This window comes from Pseudomonas sp. NFACC56-3 (assembly GCF_900100025.1).
Classification (GTDB): Bacteria; Pseudomonadota; Gammaproteobacteria; order Pseudomonadales; family Pseudomonadaceae; genus Aquipseudomonas; species Aquipseudomonas fluorescens_AA.
In genome coordinates, this window is record NZ_FMTK01000011.1 from 35,574 (window position 1) to 50,013 (window position 14,440).

The 14,440-nt window shown below is 61.5% G+C and carries 16 protein-coding genes; 7 read left to right on the top strand and 9 right to left on the bottom strand.

Features of this window, described 5'->3' with window-relative positions; translation table 11 throughout:
* Positions 1 to 227 precede the first annotated feature (227 nt).
* Positions 228 to 665 carry a MarR family winged helix-turn-helix transcriptional regulator gene (locus BLO80_RS16165; protein WP_060741128.1) on the bottom strand — a complete coding sequence of 146 codons (438 nt, stop codon included), beginning with the start codon at positions 663 to 665 and terminating at the stop codon, positions 228 to 230.
* Positions 666 to 746: 81 nt separating this feature from the next.
* Here BLO80_RS16165 and BLO80_RS16170 point away from each other — a divergent pair, with 81 nt between their 5' ends.
* On the top strand, positions 747 to 1,913 hold the full coding sequence (locus BLO80_RS16170; protein WP_092328412.1) for an aminotransferase-like domain-containing protein: 1,167 nt from the start codon (positions 747 to 749) through the stop codon (positions 1,911 to 1,913).
* Positions 1,914 to 2,067: 154 nt separating this feature from the next.
* Here the strand turns inward: BLO80_RS16170 and BLO80_RS16175 are convergent, their stop codons facing one another.
* The 5 genes from BLO80_RS16175 to BLO80_RS16195 form a co-directional block, all read right to left on the bottom strand.
* Positions 2,068 to 2,439, bottom strand: coding sequence for a glutathione S-transferase N-terminal domain-containing protein (locus BLO80_RS16175; RefSeq protein WP_092328409.1), 372 nt, complete (start codon positions 2,437 to 2,439; stop codon positions 2,068 to 2,070).
* Positions 2,440 to 2,543: 104 nt separating this feature from the next.
* The gene (gene folE / locus BLO80_RS16180) at positions 2,544 to 3,089 is read right to left on the bottom strand and encodes a GTP cyclohydrolase I FolE (protein WP_003204506.1); all 546 of its coding nucleotides are present in this window, start codon (positions 3,087 to 3,089) and stop codon (positions 2,544 to 2,546) included.
* A gap of 77 nt (positions 3,090 to 3,166) precedes the next feature.
* Positions 3,167 to 3,724, bottom strand: a complete 558-nt coding sequence (locus tag BLO80_RS16185) for a Smr/MutS family protein (protein WP_053146321.1) — start codon at positions 3,722 to 3,724, stop codon at positions 3,167 to 3,169.
* A 73-nt stretch (positions 3,725 to 3,797) separates the two neighbouring features.
* Positions 3,798 to 4,118, bottom strand: coding sequence for a hypothetical protein (locus BLO80_RS16190; RefSeq protein ID WP_060741130.1), 321 nt, complete (start codon positions 4,116 to 4,118; stop codon positions 3,798 to 3,800).
* A gap of 130 nt (positions 4,119 to 4,248) precedes the next feature.
* Positions 4,249 to 4,839 (bottom strand): cysteine hydrolase family protein, encoded by a 591-nt coding sequence (locus tag BLO80_RS16195; RefSeq protein ID WP_024618514.1) that lies wholly within the window; start codon positions 4,837 to 4,839, stop codon positions 4,249 to 4,251.
* Positions 4,840 to 5,093: 254 nt separating this feature from the next.
* On the opposite strand from BLO80_RS16195, the gene prmB reads away from it, so the two are divergent.
* On the top strand, positions 5,094 to 6,002 hold the full coding sequence (prmB, locus tag BLO80_RS16200) for a 50S ribosomal protein L3 N(5)-glutamine methyltransferase (RefSeq protein WP_092328407.1): 909 nt from the start codon (positions 5,094 to 5,096) through the stop codon (positions 6,000 to 6,002).
* A 140-nt stretch (positions 6,003 to 6,142) separates the two neighbouring features.
* Here prmB and BLO80_RS16205 read toward each other — a convergent pair whose 3' ends face one another.
* Together BLO80_RS16205 and BLO80_RS16210 are read right to left on the bottom strand one after the other, a co-directional pair.
* Positions 6,143 to 6,931 (bottom strand): hypothetical protein, encoded by a 789-nt coding sequence (locus tag BLO80_RS16205; RefSeq protein ID WP_092328405.1) that lies wholly within the window; start codon positions 6,929 to 6,931, stop codon positions 6,143 to 6,145.
* Between the two features lie 106 nt (positions 6,932 to 7,037).
* Positions 7,038 to 8,003, bottom strand: coding sequence for an alpha/beta hydrolase (locus BLO80_RS16210; RefSeq protein WP_092328402.1), 966 nt, complete (start codon positions 8,001 to 8,003; stop codon positions 7,038 to 7,040).
* Positions 8,004 to 8,146: 143 nt separating this feature from the next.
* On the opposite strand from BLO80_RS16210, the gene aroC reads away from it, so the two are divergent.
* Genes aroC through BLO80_RS16225 form a run of 3 tightly spaced genes read left to right on the top strand, consistent with a single transcriptional unit; the run spans position 8,147 to position 10,998 of the window.
* Positions 8,147 to 9,238, top strand: a complete 1,092-nt coding sequence (gene aroC / locus BLO80_RS16215) for a chorismate synthase (protein ID WP_060741135.1) — start codon at positions 8,147 to 8,149, stop codon at positions 9,236 to 9,238.
* 34 nt (positions 9,239 to 9,272) lie between these two features.
* Positions 9,273 to 10,418: an MFS transporter gene (locus tag BLO80_RS16220; RefSeq protein WP_092328399.1), complete on the top strand. Its 1,146-nt coding sequence runs from the start codon at positions 9,273 to 9,275 to the stop codon at positions 10,416 to 10,418.
* A gap of 34 nt (positions 10,419 to 10,452) precedes the next feature.
* Positions 10,453 to 10,998: a 1,2-dihydroxy-3-keto-5-methylthiopentene dioxygenase gene (locus tag BLO80_RS16225; protein ID WP_092328397.1), complete on the top strand. Its 546-nt coding sequence runs from the start codon at positions 10,453 to 10,455 to the stop codon at positions 10,996 to 10,998.
* A gap of 117 nt (positions 10,999 to 11,115) precedes the next feature.
* Here BLO80_RS16225 and BLO80_RS16230 read toward each other — a convergent pair whose 3' ends face one another.
* The gene (locus BLO80_RS16230; protein WP_003204481.1) at positions 11,116 to 11,394 is read right to left on the bottom strand and encodes a DUF3509 domain-containing protein; all 279 of its coding nucleotides are present in this window, start codon (positions 11,392 to 11,394) and stop codon (positions 11,116 to 11,118) included.
* 356 nt (positions 11,395 to 11,750) lie between these two features.
* Here BLO80_RS16230 and BLO80_RS16235 point away from each other — a divergent pair, with 356 nt between their 5' ends.
* Together BLO80_RS16235 and BLO80_RS16240 are read left to right on the top strand one after the other, a co-directional pair.
* Positions 11,751 to 13,577, top strand: coding sequence for a long-chain-acyl-CoA synthetase (locus BLO80_RS16235; protein WP_092328394.1), 1,827 nt, complete (start codon positions 11,751 to 11,753; stop codon positions 13,575 to 13,577).
* Between the two features lie 94 nt (positions 13,578 to 13,671).
* Positions 13,672 to 14,190: an ankyrin repeat domain-containing protein gene (locus BLO80_RS16240; protein ID WP_092170964.1), complete on the top strand. Its 519-nt coding sequence runs from the start codon at positions 13,672 to 13,674 to the stop codon at positions 14,188 to 14,190.
* The last annotated feature ends 250 nt before the right edge of the window (positions 14,191 to 14,440 follow it).

Genomic DNA, 14,440 nt, shown 5'->3' on the forward strand with positions numbered 1-14,440 from the left:
TTGGTCAGGAACTCGCACGAAGCGAATTATGCTTTTGTATACAAATAATGCAAATAATGTTTTCTGTGTTGTCGACGAAATGTCGGGTGATAGAGGTATATCGCCCTTGCGGGCGCTATCGCGAGCGAGCTCGCTCCCACAATGTGCTGTGGTGAATGCAAGATTTGTGTCTGGCGACGTCTCCTGTGGGAGCGGGCTTGCTCGCGATAGCGTCGGATCAGACGCCCTCAGTCGCCAGACTTGCCCAGTGCCAGGTTCACCGCCAACCATCCATTCACCGCCGCCTCCCCAGCCTCGGCAAACACCCGCTCCAGCAATTTCACCTGCTCACGCCGCAACGCCTGCTCGAACCGCTCGCCCTCGGCCGTCAGCTCCAACAGCCGCTTACGCTTGTCGGTCTCGGACGCGACGCTGTTCACCAGGTGCATTTCCATCAACTGCCGCAACGGCATGTTCAGCGCCTGCTTGCTCACCCCGAGCAGGGCCAGCAATTCCTTCACGCTCAAGGACGGGTAGCGGGCGATGAAAAAAACGATGCGCTGGTGGACCCGACTCAACCCGCGACGCTCGAGCATTTCATCGGCCTTGGCAGTGAATGCCTGGTAACCGAAGAAAAACGCTTCCATGGCCATTTGTTGGGAAGTCGGGTTTTTAAGGTCAATCATATTGACGTATCCAGAGAGGTCGGAGTAATTTCAGTCAACCAGTTTGACTCATTTTTCCAGCGACCCGCTACAGGTGACCCCATGGCTTTTTCCGAACGTGTCTCGCGCCTCAAAAGTTCTTTGATTCGAGAAATCCTCGCGGCGGCGCAGCGCCCTGAAGTGATGTCGTTCGCCGGTGGCCTGCCGGCCGAAGCCATGCTGCCGAAGGTGGAATGGACGGCCATGCCGTTGTCCATGGGCCAGTACGGCATGAGCGAAGGCGAACCGGCCCTGCGCGAAGCCCTGGCGGCCCAGGCGCGGGGGCTGGGTGTGGCCTGTGAGGCGAGTCAGGTGTTGGTGGTCAGCGGCTCCCAGCAAACCCTCGACCTGGCGGCCAAGCTGCACATCGACGTGGGCACTGAGGTGATGCTCGAAGCGCCGACCTACCTGGCGGCGTTGCAGATTTTCCAACTGTTCGGCGCCGACTGCATCACCGTGCCCCTGGAGGCCGACGGCCCAGACCTGCACCTGTTGCGGGCCCGGCTGGAGCGGCATCGGCCAGCATTCATCTACCTGATTCCGACGTTCCAGAACCCCTCGGCGGTGCGCTACAGCGAAGCCAAGCGCGATACCGTGGCGGCGCTGCTGGACGAGTTTGGCGTCACCCTGATCGAGGACGAACCCTATCGCGAGCTGACATTCGATGGCGGCAGTGCCACGCCGATCGTCAGTCGCTTGAAGAAGGCCAGTTGGATCTACACTGGTACCGTGTCGAAAACCCTGCTGCCGGGGCTACGGGTGGGCTACCTGATCGCCAGTCCGGATTTGTTCCCGCACCTGCTACGGCTCAAGCAGTCGGCGGACCTGCACACCAACCGCATCGGTCAGTGGCAGGCGCTGCAATGGATCGGTACCGAACAGTACCGCAGCCATTTGAGTGAATTGAGGGATTTCTACCGGGACCGTCGCGATCGGTTCCAGGCGGCGTTGCAAAAGCATTTCTCTGATATCGCGGACTGGAACGTGCCCCAGGGCGGGTTGTTTTTCTGGCTGACCCTCAGGCAACCGCTGGACACCCGCACGTTGCTCGCCGCGGCGTTGGCGGCCGACGTCGCGTTCATGCCGGGGGAGCCATTCTTCCCGGAGCCGGACCAGCATCCGGGGCACTTGCGCTTGAACTTCAGCCACATCGACCCGGCGCGGCTGGACGAAGGGCTCAAGCGGTTGGCGGGGGTGGTGCGGGAGGCGTTGGCGGCGAAAGCGGCTTGATGTCAGGGGGCTTTGCGGTGGCTGTCCGGGCTCCATCGCGAGCAAGCTCGGCTCCCACAGTGGATGTATGGATGATTGCAGATTTCAATCAACACCGGCCCCCTGTGGGAGCGAGCTTGCTCGCGATGAGGCCAGTAGCCCCAGTAGAAAATGGTCAGGCTGCAGAGAACCGCTTATCCAGATACTCAATGATCACCTTGGAGTCATACATCCAGGTGGTCTCGCCATTCTCTTCGATACGCAGGCACGGCACTTTGATCTTGCCGCCTTGTTCCAGCAGCGTCTGGCGATCCTGCGCGTTGTTCTTCGCATCGCGCAGCGCCACCGGTACGTTGAGACGGCGCAAGGTGCGGCGGGTCTTCACGCAGAACGGGCAGGCGTGGAATTGATACAGCGTCAGGCTGCGGGCGGCCTGGTCGACCTGCGCCTGGGCCTCGGCCGGGCGCTGTTTCTTGCTGGGGCGAGTGATGAAATCGATGAAGATGATGAGCTGGCCCAGGCCAACTCGAAGCGCTTTGACGATCACGGTATTCAGCCTCGCGGCGGGGAAGAAGAGGGCGCGCAGCTTACCTGATTTTTCACCGGCGAAAAAAAACCGGCGATGCAGGCCGGTTTTCTTCTGGCGACGGGTTACTTGATGAGGCTGAGGAATTCGCTGCGAGTGGCGGCGTTTTCCCGGAACTCGCCGAGCATCACCGAAGTGATCATCGAGGAATTCTGCTTTTCCACACCGCGCATCATCATGCACATGTGCTTGGCCTCGATCACCACCGCCACACCCAGGGCGCCGGTCACTTGCTGGACCGCGTCGGCGATCTGGCGGCTGAGGTTTTCCTGGATCTGCAGGCGCCGCGCATACATGTCGACGATGCGCGCGACTTTCGACAACCCCAGCACCTTGCCGCTCGGGATGTAGGCCACGTGGGCCTTGCCGATGAAAGGCAGCAGGTGGTGTTCGCACAACGAGTACAACTCGATGTCCTTGACCAGCACCATCTCGCTGTTATCGGAGCTGAACAAGGCACCGTTGGTGACTTCTTCCAGCGTTTGTTCATAACCGCGGCAGAGGTACTGCATGGCCTTGGCAGCGCGCTTGGGCGTATCGAGCAGGCCCTCGCGGGAAACGTCCTCGCCCAGTTGGCCGAGAATCGCGGTGTAATTCTGTTCCAGAGACATGAAGCTACCTGTGGGATTTTTCGCAAAGGGCAAGGGTACGGTGGCGGACACGGCGCTGCAAGCTCGGCAAGTGAAGGCTATTCGTCGCGGCCTTCCATCATGGTGCGCTTGAGCATCACGTAGACCGCCCCGGCGCCACCGTGTTTCGCCTGGCAGGAGGTGAAGCCCAGCACTTGCGGGTGCTGGCGCAACCAGGTGTTGACGTGGCTCTTGATCATCGGTCGCTTGCCATCCAGGCGTACGGCTTTGCCATGGGTGACGCGCACGCAGCGGATTTCGAATCGGGTGGCTTCGGCCAGGAACGCCCAAAGGGTTTCCCGGGCCTTTTCGACGCTCATGCCGTGCAGGTCGAGGCTGCCTTCGAAGGGGATCTGGCCGACCTTCAGCTTGCGCATCTGGCTTTCCTGGACACCGTCGCGCGCCCACATCAACTCGTCTTCCGGCCCGACGTCAATCACGAACTGATCGGACAAGCCGTCCACGGTCGTGGCGTCGGTGCGCACGGTGGCGGCTTGGCGCAGCTTGGCGATTTGCGCGCGATCGGCCTTGGGCTTGCCGGTCTCGGCACGGTCGTGCTTGATCGGTTTTACGCCCTGGATGGCACTTTTGAACAGGGAAAAGTCGTCGTCTTGCATGTCAGCCTCCGCGAAGCCGGCCAGTTTACCCAACTCTGGCGGGATCAGGCGCGACAAAACGTCGGGTGGCGAATCAGTCGTGCTTTTTCATCAGGTGCGGAGCCATGGCCAGCTCCAGGGATTGACGGGCGCGACGGCGGCAGCGGCGCCAGAGCCAGACGCCCAACAGCAATACGACAAGACCGGCTGCCAGGATGATCGCCGAACCCAGCGGGGTGGCATTCAACTCGCCCAGTGCGGGTGGACGGCCCAGCAGGCTGGCCGCACCGGCCATGGCCAGCAGTACACCGAGTGTTGCCAGGAGCGCAGCGATCGCCGCGCCAAAACGAAAACGCCAGTTGCTCGGGCCCTTGGGCCGCAAGCGACGGGCGTCAAAACCATCGGATAACTTCATTCCGACCTTCCTCAATGGGTATCGGCCCTTCGACCGGAAGATATTCGGGTTGTTCCTGAAGGTAGGGCAATTGCGGCAAATGAGAGGCTTTTGCGGATGAGCGGCAGAACGGGCCGCTCATCAAGGCGCATCAGGTGAAGTCGCGGGTCAAGGCCAGGGTGGCGAAGTTGTCGGCCATGATCGCCATTTCGGTCTGCTGCACGTGTTCGGCGCTGAGGACACCGCCCTTGTAAGGCAGGTCGCGCGTGGCGCAGGCGTCTTCCACCAGGGTGCAGCGAAAGCCCAGGTTCTTGGCGGCGCGCACGGTGGTGCTGACACTGGAATGGCTCATGAATCCACACACGATCAGGTCCAGGGGGCCGAAATCTTCCAGGCGCTTTTTCAGCTCGGTGCCGTGGAAGGCGCTGGGTAGCAACTTTTCGACCACGGTTTCGTCGCCCTGGGGTTCGAGGCCGGGAATGAATTCCCCGCGTTCGCCTTGTGGATCGAACAGCCCGCCATGGGTGCCCAGGTGGCGCACATGCACGATCGGGCGACCGGCTGCACGGGCCGCGCCGAGCAGTTGCTTGATGTTCGCGACGGCTGCATCCATGCCGCTCAGGGCCAGGGGCCCTGCGAGGTATTCCTTCTGGGCATCGATGATGATCAAGGTCGCTTGACTCAGATTGGCCGCTGCATAACCACGGCCGCTGAGTTGAAACATCGTTTTTGGAACGGACATTCTGGGGCTCCTTCGAGTGGGGCTTTTGCGACATTGTCCTCTGGCTGAGCGGTTCTGTGAATCGCTTCCATCGCAAGGGCCGCCGTTGCTGGCCTACAGCCTTGTCAAGATGCTCGTCCTGTTCAATAGATGGTGCGAAAAACGGATAAATCCTACGATTGGTCCGGCGCTTTTCGTTCGTCAACAAGGCGCGTTTGGGTGGGGCCGCGTTTGGCTGGTAGACTCGCCCGTCGATTTTTCTGGAGTTTGCCGCCGTGATCACTTCCCGTCTCCGTACCCTGCGCGACCATATCCGTTGGGCCGTCAGCCGTTTCCATGGGGAGGATCTGTTTTTCGGCCATGGCACCGACAATGCGTGGGACGAAGCCCGGCAACTGGTGTTGGGCGCGTTGCACCTGCCCTGGGAAATTGCCGATAGCTACCTGGACTGCCGTCTTGAAGACGAGGAGTTGGTCCATGTGCAGCGTCTGCTGCGTCGGCGTATTGCCGAGCGCATCCCGGCGGCTTACCTGTTGGGTGAGGCCTGGTTCTGCGGCATGTCGTTCATCGTCGATGAACGGGTGCTGATTCCGCGCTCGCCCATCGGTGAACTGATCGAAAAGCGTTTTGAGCCTTGGCTGGGCCAGGCGCCGGCACGGATTCTCGATCTGTGCACCGGTTCCGGCTGCATCGGCATTGCCTGCGCCGATGAATTCCCGGAGGCCGAGGTGGTGCTGGCCGACCTGTCGTTCGAAGCACTGGAAGTGGCCAACCAGAACATCGAGCGCCATGGCGTCGATGAGCGTGTGTTCACCGTCCAGGGCGATGGTTTCGACGGTTTGCCGGGGCAGCGTTTCGACCTGATCGTGTCGAACCCGCCTTATGTCGATGCGCAAGACTTCGCCGACATGCCGCCGGAATACCAGCACGAACCTGAGCTGGGCCTGGCCTGTGGCGATGATGGCTTGAACCTGGTTCGCCGGATGCTGGCCGAGGCGGCCGATCATCTGACCGAGAAGGGATTGTTGATTGTCGAGGTCGGTAACAGCCAGGTGCACGTCGAGGCGCTGTATCCGGAAGTCGATTTCGCCTGGCTCGACTTCGAGCGCGGCGGCCATGGCGTGTTCATGCTCAGCGCCGAGCAGTGCCGCCAGCACCAGGGGTTGTTCGCTTCGCGGGTTTGATCCCTCTTACCCATCTGGATACACCCACTGTGGGAGCGAGCTTGCTCGCGATGGCGTCGGATCAGCCACATTGCAGTTGACTGATCCATCGCTATCGCGAGCAAGCTCGCTCCCACAGAGTTACTCACGCGCTATTGAGTTCAATGGCGCGTCGCAATCCAGATCAGCAATCCCGCCTGGAACATGGCAAAGGCCACCAGGCAGGTGATGGTGAAGCGCAGGCCGGCGTCTTCGCGCTTGAACTTGGTGACCTTATCTTCCTGCTGCTTGAGTTTGACTTCCTGTTCCGCCAGGTTCTGCTCGGCTTGTTGCAGCATCTGCGCGGCTTCAAGGATGGTCACGAACTGCAGCTTCTCGGTGTTCCAGTCCCCGACCAAATCGCCCACCTGGGCCGGCTTGATGCTGCCCTTGAGGTGCTGGGCGTCGGCGTAGGCCACCTCGAAACCCTGGGCCTTGAGAAAGCGGTCGCGGCGCAGGCGAGTGTCTTCGTTCAGGGCATCCTTGTTATCCAGGTCGGCGCCCTCGACCTGATAGGCCGACCAGCGTTTCTTGGCCCAGGTAATGCCTTGGGCCGCGAGGAAACGGCCGATGCCCCGATTCAACGGTTCGATTTGCAGGTTTTCCGGCGAAAAGAACAGGCGTTTTTCGACGTGGTCGGCCCAGACATCCAGGTGATTCTGTTCCTTGCGCACTCGCTGGTTCGGCAGCTGGATGCTCATGCGCAGCAGGCTGCGTTCCTTGCTGTGGCGCTCGACATGGCTGAACTCGACGAACCGCAGCGGCCGCACACCGGTGGCGCGGTCGGTCTTGAGCGGCGCCAGGCGGAGCATTTTGTGATGCTCGGTATGCACGTCGGCCCACGGCAGCTCCACCGCAGACGAGGCGGGGGCTTCGGCAGCGGTGTCGGGGGAAGCTTGAGTTTCAGTCATAACGGCAAAATCCTGTCCAGGCCGGCGGGTCGGTAGCCAATGCGCTATCCGACACCGGGTTATCGGCTGTTTTTGCCAGTACTGAAGCTAAATCGACTAAAACCGCCTAACGCGCGGCTAACGAGTCAATAAAACGCAGAATCCGCGTACCCAGTTCGGCCGCCAAGGGCAGGTTGGGGTCCTTGTAGGAGGCCAGTTGCCGTTTCACGTCGTTGGGCACGATGCGCATCACGTGGTTCATGCCCTCGATCAACGCCAGTTCGGCGTCGGGCTTGGCGGCTTTCAATTGCCGGGCATCATCGGCGCCGACCTGGATATCGTTGCTGCCCTGAACGATCAGGGCTGGCATCTTCAGCGCGGCGAAGGCCCGGGCCGGGTCCTGGCGGAACAGCGAGATCAGGTAGGGCTGTACGCTGGGGCGGAAAATGACTTGCAGTTGCGCCGGCACGTTGCTGTCGAGCCGACCGGCCTTGAGGCTGTCGAGCAGCTCATTGCTGCGCAGCATCAACGGCGGCGGCAGGCGGTTGCTCAGTTGTTGGCGCAATACCTGGTCGATCGGCCGGGCACTGCCGGACAGCGAAATCACCGCTGCCGCGTTGGCCTGGGGCGCGGCGAGGCTGGCGATCAACGCGCCTTCACTGTGGCCCAGCAGAATCAACGGGCCCAAGCGTGGATCGGCGGCGAGCTTGTGGCTCCAGGCCACGGCATCGGCCACATAGGCCTCGACGCTCAGGTTGCGCTCGTCCGGTGTCGCCGCGAGGCTGGCGGCCACGCCACGTTTGTCATAGCGCACGCTGGCGATGTTGTGCCTGGCCAGCACCCAGGCCAGGCGCTTGAGGCTGTCGTTGCGCCCGCCCTCGGGGTTGTTGCCGTCGCGATCCGTAGGACCGGACCCGGAAATGATCAGGACAACCGGCACCGGCGTGTCGGACTTGGGCAGCAACAACGAGCCGAAAAGCTCACCGCTGCCGGTGTCGAGGCTGATGGGGCGTTGCAGCACCGTGGCCTGTGCCAGGCAGGAAAACAGGCCGGTAAACAAGGTAAGGCTTAGGGCAAGCAGCTTTAACATCATCACGCCATTAGTTGCGAAGGTGCCGGTTGGACTGGTGGCCGCCGATAAGGTTCGAGGATGAACTACGCGGGGAGCCTGCGTATACTGGCGCCCACTACGAATCCAAGGTTGAGTCTCTCAGCGTTTTTCACGGAGCACCCTGCATGTCCGGCAATACCTACGGCAAGCTGTTCACTGTCACCACCGCGGGCGAAAGCCATGGCCCGGCGTTGGTCGCCATTGTCGACGGCTGCCCGCCGGGGCTGGAGATTTCCCTGGACGACCTGCAGCGTGACCTGGACCGTCGCAAGCCCGGTACCAGCCGCCACACCACCCAACGCCAGGAAGCCGATGAAGTCGAAATCCTCTCCGGGGTGTTCGAAGGGCGCACCACCGGCTGCGCCATCGGCCTGCTGATCCGCAACACCGACCAGAAGTCCAAGGACTACTCGGCCATCAAGGACCTGTTCCGCCCGGCCCACGCCGACTACACCTACCACCACAAATACGGCGAGCGCGACTACCGTGGCGGCGGCCGCAGCTCGGCCCGGGAAACCGCCATGCGCGTGGCGGCCGGGGCGATCGCCAAGAAGTACCTGGCCAGCCAGGGCATTGTCATTCGTGGCTACATGAGCCAGTTGGGGCCCATCGAAATCCCGTTCAAGACCTGGGATTCGGTAGAGCAGAACGCTTTCTTCTGCCCCGACCCGGACAAGGTGCCGGAACTCGAGGCCTACATGGACCAACTGCGCCGTGACCAGGATTCGGTCGGTGCGAAGATCACCGTGGTGGCCGAGGGCGTGATGCCGGGCCTGGGCGAGCCGATCTTCGACCGCCTCGACGCCGAGCTGGCCCACGCGCTGATGAGCATCAACGCGGTGAAAGGCGTGGAGATCGGCGCCGGTTTCGCCTGTGTCGCCCAGCGTGGCACCGAGCACCGTGACGAACTGACTCCGGACGGTTTCCTCAGCAACAATGCCGGCGGTATTCTCGGCGGCATTTCCTCGGGGCAGCCGATCGTGGCGCACCTGGCCTTGAAACCGACGTCCAGCATCACCACGCCGGGACGCTCCATCGACATCCATGGCAACCCTGTAGATGTGATCACCAAGGGCCGTCACGACCCGTGCGTCGGCATTCGTGCCACGCCCATCGCTGAAGCCATGATGGCCATCGTGCTGATGGATCACTTGCTGCGTCATCGCGGCCAGAACGCCGACGTCCGCGTCAGCACCCCGGTGCTGGGGCAACTTTGATGGCCGGCCTGCCAGCCGCCGTGGCCTGACGACCATGGCGGCACTGCCGTACTGGCGGCTCTCCAGCTTCTATCTGTTCTATTTCGCCCTGCTCGGTTCGACGGCGCCGTTCCTGGCGCTGTATTTCGATCACCTGGGCTTCAACGCGGCGCGCATCGGCGAGCTGGTGGCGATCCCGATGTTGATGCGCTGCGTGGCGCCGAACATCTGGGGCTGGCTGGGGGATTACACCGGCCGACGCCTGGCGATCGTGCGGTTTGGCGCGATCTGCACGCTGCTGACCTTCTCGCTGATCTTCATCGATAAAAGCTACGCCTGGCTGGCGATGGTCATGGCCTTGCATGCGTTTTTCTGGCACGCGGTGTTGCCGCAGTTCGAAGTCATCACCCTGGCCCACTTGAGCGGGCAGGCCTCGCGCTACAGTCAGGTCCGCCTGTGGGGCTCCATCGGTTTCATCATTACCGTGGTGGTGCTCGGTCGCTTGTTCGAATGGCTGAGCCTGGACATCTACCCGTTGACGCTGGTGGTGATCATGGCCGGCATCGTCCTTGCAAGCTTCTGGGTGCCCAACGCCCAGCCATTGCAGGGGCCGCGAGTCGCGGGGGAGGGCTTCCTGCGGCAACTGCGCAACCCTGGCGTGCTGGCGTTCTACATTTGTGTAGGCCTGATGCAGGTGAGCCACGGGCCGTATTACACCTTCCTGACGCTGCACCTCGAACGCCTGGGTTACAGCCGCGGTTTGATCGGGCTGCTCTGGGCGGTCGGTGTGGTGGCGGAAGTCTTGGTCTTCCTGCTGATGAGCCGGATCCTGGCGCGGTTTTCCGTGCGTCGGGTACTGTTGGCCAGTTTCCTGTTGGCGGCGTTGCGCTGGCTGTTGCTGGGCTCGCTGGCCGAGTTTCTCTGGGTGTTGCTGTTCGCTCAGGTACTGCATGCGGCGACCTTCGGCAGCTTTCACGCCGCGGCCATCCATTTCGTGCAACGCAGTTTCGGTCCTCGCCAGCAAGGCCAGGGGCAGGCGCTGTATGCCGCGCTGGCCGGTACGGGCGGGGCCTTGGGCGCGTTGTACTCCGGCTACAGCTGGAACGCCCTGGGCGCCAGTTGGACGTTCAGCCTCGCCAGCCTCGCCGCCTTCGCGGCAGCCGTTATCATTGCGACACGCATGCAAGAGGACCGGCCATGAGCCTTCGAACCATTAATTTGCTGGAGCCATTGTCATGAGCAGCCTGTCCGTTTATCACGTATCGAGCCCTGACATGCCGAACAAGGTGTTGACTCATTTCGAGGACATTGCCGCAACCCTGGCCGAACAAGGTGTTCGCTTCGATCGCTGGGAAGCGGCGGCGAAAATTCAGCCGGGGGCCAGTGAGGAGGACATCCTTGCGGCTTACCAGGCTCAGATCGATGCGTTGATGACTGAGCGGGGTTACGTTGCGGTCGATGTGGTCAGCGCTGGCAGCGCTCACACCGAACAGGTGGAGCCGCAGGCTGAGTGGCTTGATGAATATCGCCATGGCCAGGAAGAGGTACGATTTTTCGTCAGCGGTCGTGGGTTGTTTAACCTGCACCTTGGCGATTATGTCTATGCGGTGCTGTGTGAAAGAAACGACTTGATAACGGTGCCGGCCGGTACGCCCCATTGGTTTGATAGGGGGGAGCGGCCGTATTTTGTTTCGATCCGTTTGTCTGGTGTTCCGCAGGGGGTGGTCGCTGAGTTCACAGGCGATGATATTGCTCGCCGGTTTCCTCGCCTGGAAGACTGACCTGCGTTCAATCGCCCGGAACACGGCAGACTTTTCCAAGGCGTAAAAAAACGGCGCTTCCCATCTGAAAGAAGCGCCGTTTTCCCAGTGAACAGCAAAGCGAGTTTTCCAGCAGACTCAAGCGCTGTGGTAAGTCGGCAGCGCAAACCGATGCTGGCTCTGCAACAGCGTGATCTGGGGCAACTCGCTGGCCTGTTCGGCCAAGTCGCGACGGATCGCGCTGATCGCCCAGGACAACTGATCCCCCGCGTGCAATTGCGCATAGGAAATCGTGCGTTTGAACAGCTTGCCGTCGCTATTGCGCAAGGTCAGCAGAATGCCGCCGTCCGGGCGGGGCTGAGTGGTCACTTCGTAGTTGGAAAACAGGGATGCAAACTTTTCTTGAATCATGTTCATAGTTGACTGCTCCATGGTGTGGCAAACCGTGGAGGGGTGATTGCACTGTCTATGCCAGCATTTGGCATTATAAAAATTACTTTAAAAACAACATGTTACGTTTTATCTATATTTTTGCTTTCGTGCATCTTGCATGAACGGCCATCGTGCATCCTGCATTTTGCGTGGTCGGGCAACGATATTTGGAACCAAATCATTTTCCGGCGCTCACGCTTCGCCTGCCTCGGGCAGCAGATACAAAACATTGCAAAAACCGCATGTACAGCGCCGCGACCGCCGGCGTACTTTCGAGCCAAAATCACCGCCAGCCCGATAACAAGAACCGAGACCCACGAGGTCGAACGGGGAAGATCACCATGAGTCGTACACCCAGCGACGCCATTACCTGGGGCATGATGCTGCGCAAGTTGCCAGCCATCGCCAGAGCGGTTCCGCGGATCGTCAAAGGCAGGAAGCTGGCCAATGTCCAGGACCCGACCCAACCGTGTGGCCTGGGCTGGTGTTTCGAACAGGCCACCCGACGCAATCCCGAGGGCCCGGCACTGCTGTGTGGCGATACGGTGTTGAGTTATGCACAGGTCAACGCGCAGGCCAATCGCATCGCCCATTACCTGTTGGCCCAAGGTATCGGCAAGGGCGACTGTGTGGCGATATTCGTCGAGAACCGGCCGCAGTTGTTGATCAGCGTGCTGGCGATGGCCAAGGTTGGCGCGGTCAGTGCCATGCTCAACACCTCGCAAACCGGCGATGCGCTGGTGCACAGCCTGGCCCTGGTCAACCCGATCGCGGTGGTGGTCGGGGATGAACGGGTCGCGGCTTTCAACGATGTGCGAGCGCGCACCGCACTGCCGGGCAACAGGACCTGGTGGCTGGCGGATCAGGACGGCGTCGATGTGCCGTCCGGTTTCGTCGACCTGGTGGCCGGTTGCGAGGGTTACCCGGACGATAACCCAGCGTGCAGCCAGGAGGTTTTCTGCAACGATCCGTGTTTTTACCTCTACACCTCGGGCACCACCGGACTGCCCAAGGCCGGGGTGTTTCGCCATGGTCGCTGGATGCGCACCTCCACCAGCTTCGGCCTGATCGCCCTGGACATGCAGCCCGACGATGTCGTCTATTGCACCTTGCCGCTGTACCACGCCACCGGCCTGTGCGTGTGTTGGGGCGCGGCGATCTGTGGCGCGTCGGGGTTTGCGATTCGACGCAAGTTCAGCGCCAGCCAGTTCTGGAGCGACGTACGCCGTTACCGGGCGACCACACTGGGTTATGTCGGTGAGTTGTGCCGCTACCTGATCGATCAACCGGTCGTTGCCGATGACCGCCACCACGGTGCGAAGAAAATGATCGGCAACGGCCTGCGGCCCGGGGCCTGGTCGGCCTTCAAGACGCGTTTCGGTATCGATCATATCTGCGAGCTGTATGCGGCCAGCGACGGCAATATCGGGTTCACCAACGTCCTGAATTTCGACAACACCGTCGGGTTCTCCCTGATGGGCTGGGAATTGGTGCGGTACGACCATGCCAGTGGCCTGCCGTTGCGCAACCTGCAAGGCCGCATGCAAAAAGTGCCCAAGGGCCAACCGGGCCTGTTGCTGGCGCGGATCGACGAGAAGGCGCCACTGGATGGCTACACCGAGCAAGCCTTGACCGAAAAAACCATCTGCCGGGACGTCTTCGTGCCGGGGGATCGTTACTTCAACACCGGAGACCTGCTGCGCAACATCGGCTTCGGGCATGGGCAGTTCGTCGATCGCCTCGGCGACACCTATCGCTGGAAAGGCGAAAACGTCTCCACCACGGAAGTCGAAAACGTCTTGCTGCAACACCCGCAGGTGGCCGAGGCGGTGGCTTATGGCGTGGAGATCAATGGCACCAATGGCCGTGCCGGCATGGCGGCGATCACCCCGTCCGAATCCCTGGCGACCCTGGACTTCAGCGAGCTGTTGCAATTCTTGCAATGCAAGTTGCCCGACTACGCCGTGCCGCTGTTCCTGCGCATCAAGGTGAAGATGGACACCACCGGCACCTTCAAGTACCAGAAGACGCGCCTCAAGGCTGAAGGGTTCGACCCGTGTGTCGCCGGGGATGAGCCGGTCTATGCCTGGCTGCCGGGTACCGATACGTACGTGCGGGTGGACCGGCAACTCGCGGTGCGGATCCAGGACGGACAATTGCGTTATTGATCCTGGCTATGGCGGGCACAGTAAAAAAAGGGATGACAGCGCCCGGGTCCCTCGGGAAACTAGCCGCTTTGCGAAGAGCCGAGTGGAGTTTCCCATGTCCGATACAAGCCGCCAGATGACCCCGGAAGAGGCTGCCGAGTTTGCCGAGCAGGTGTTCAACGTCGCACGCCAGGGCGACGCGGCCATGATGGCCGCGCTCCTGAGCAAGGGCCTGCCGCCCAACCTGCGCAATCACAAGGGCGACACCTTGTTGATGCTGGCCGCTTACCACGGGCATGTGGAAACGGTGAAAGTGCTGCTGGAGCACAAGGCCGATCCGGAAATCCGTAACGACAACGGCCAGAGCCCGATTGCCGGCGCGGCGTTCAAGGGCGACCTGGCAGTGGTCTCGGCGTTGGTGGACGGCGGCGCGCAAGTGGAAGGCGCCTCCTTCGATGGCCGTACCGCCTTGATGATGGCGGCGATGTTCAACCGGGTGGAAATCGTCGACTACCTGATCGGCAAAGGCGCCGACCCGAAAGCCAAGGACGCCAACGGCGTCTCGGCCCTCGATGCGGCCCGGACCATGGGCGCGGTGGACACCACGGCGCAGTTGGAAAAGATGTTGGCCTGATCTTCCTCCGGGGCCGTGATCCTGGAGTGACATTGCTCTTGTGGCGAGGGGATTTATCCCCGCTGGGGCGCGAAGCGGCCCTAAAACCTGACAACTCGCTGTGGCAAGCTGTCTTTAGGGCTGCTTCGCAGCCCAGCGGGGATAAATCCCCTCGCCACAAAAGCTCCGGGGCCACAGGTTCCTGACTCGACCGATGTGATGCGCTATCCTGCCCGCCCTCAAAACACCCTTCGCCACAGGATTCACCCCC

Excerpts from the sequence above, each read along its gene's own strand:
- BLO80_RS16165 (WP_060741128.1), bottom strand. The coding sequence starts at position 665 with ATGATTGACCTTAAAAACCCGACTTCCCAACAAATGGCCATGGAAGCG.
- BLO80_RS16170 (WP_092328412.1), top strand. The coding sequence starts at position 747 with ATGGCTTTTTCCGAACGTGTCTCGCGCCTCAAAAGTTCTTTGATTCGA.
- folE (WP_003204506.1), bottom strand. The coding sequence starts at position 3,089 with ATGTCTCTGGAACAGAATTACACCGCGATTCTCGGCCAACTGGGCGAG.
- BLO80_RS16185 (WP_053146321.1), bottom strand. The coding sequence starts at position 3,724 with ATGCAAGACGACGACTTTTCCCTGTTCAAAAGTGCCATCCAGGGCGTA.
- BLO80_RS16190 (WP_060741130.1), bottom strand. The coding sequence starts at position 4,118 with ATGAAGTTATCCGATGGTTTTGACGCCCGTCGCTTGCGGCCCAAGGGC.
- BLO80_RS16195 (WP_024618514.1), bottom strand. The coding sequence starts at position 4,839 with ATGTCCGTTCCAAAAACGATGTTTCAACTCAGCGGCCGTGGTTATGCA.
- BLO80_RS16205 (WP_092328405.1), bottom strand. The coding sequence starts at position 6,931 with ATGACTGAAACTCAAGCTTCCCCCGACACCGCTGCCGAAGCCCCCGCC.
- BLO80_RS16210 (WP_092328402.1), bottom strand. The coding sequence starts at position 8,003 with ATGATGTTAAAGCTGCTTGCCCTAAGCCTTACCTTGTTTACCGGCCTG.
- aroC (WP_060741135.1), top strand. The coding sequence starts at position 8,147 with ATGTCCGGCAATACCTACGGCAAGCTGTTCACTGTCACCACCGCGGGC.
- BLO80_RS16220 (WP_092328399.1), top strand. The coding sequence starts at position 9,273 with ATGGCGGCACTGCCGTACTGGCGGCTCTCCAGCTTCTATCTGTTCTAT.
- BLO80_RS16225 (WP_092328397.1), top strand. The coding sequence starts at position 10,453 with ATGAGCAGCCTGTCCGTTTATCACGTATCGAGCCCTGACATGCCGAAC.
- BLO80_RS16230 (WP_003204481.1), bottom strand. The coding sequence starts at position 11,394 with ATGAACATGATTCAAGAAAAGTTTGCATCCCTGTTTTCCAACTACGAA.
- BLO80_RS16235 (WP_092328394.1), top strand. The coding sequence starts at position 11,751 with ATGAGTCGTACACCCAGCGACGCCATTACCTGGGGCATGATGCTGCGC.
- BLO80_RS16240 (WP_092170964.1), top strand. The coding sequence starts at position 13,672 with ATGTCCGATACAAGCCGCCAGATGACCCCGGAAGAGGCTGCCGAGTTT.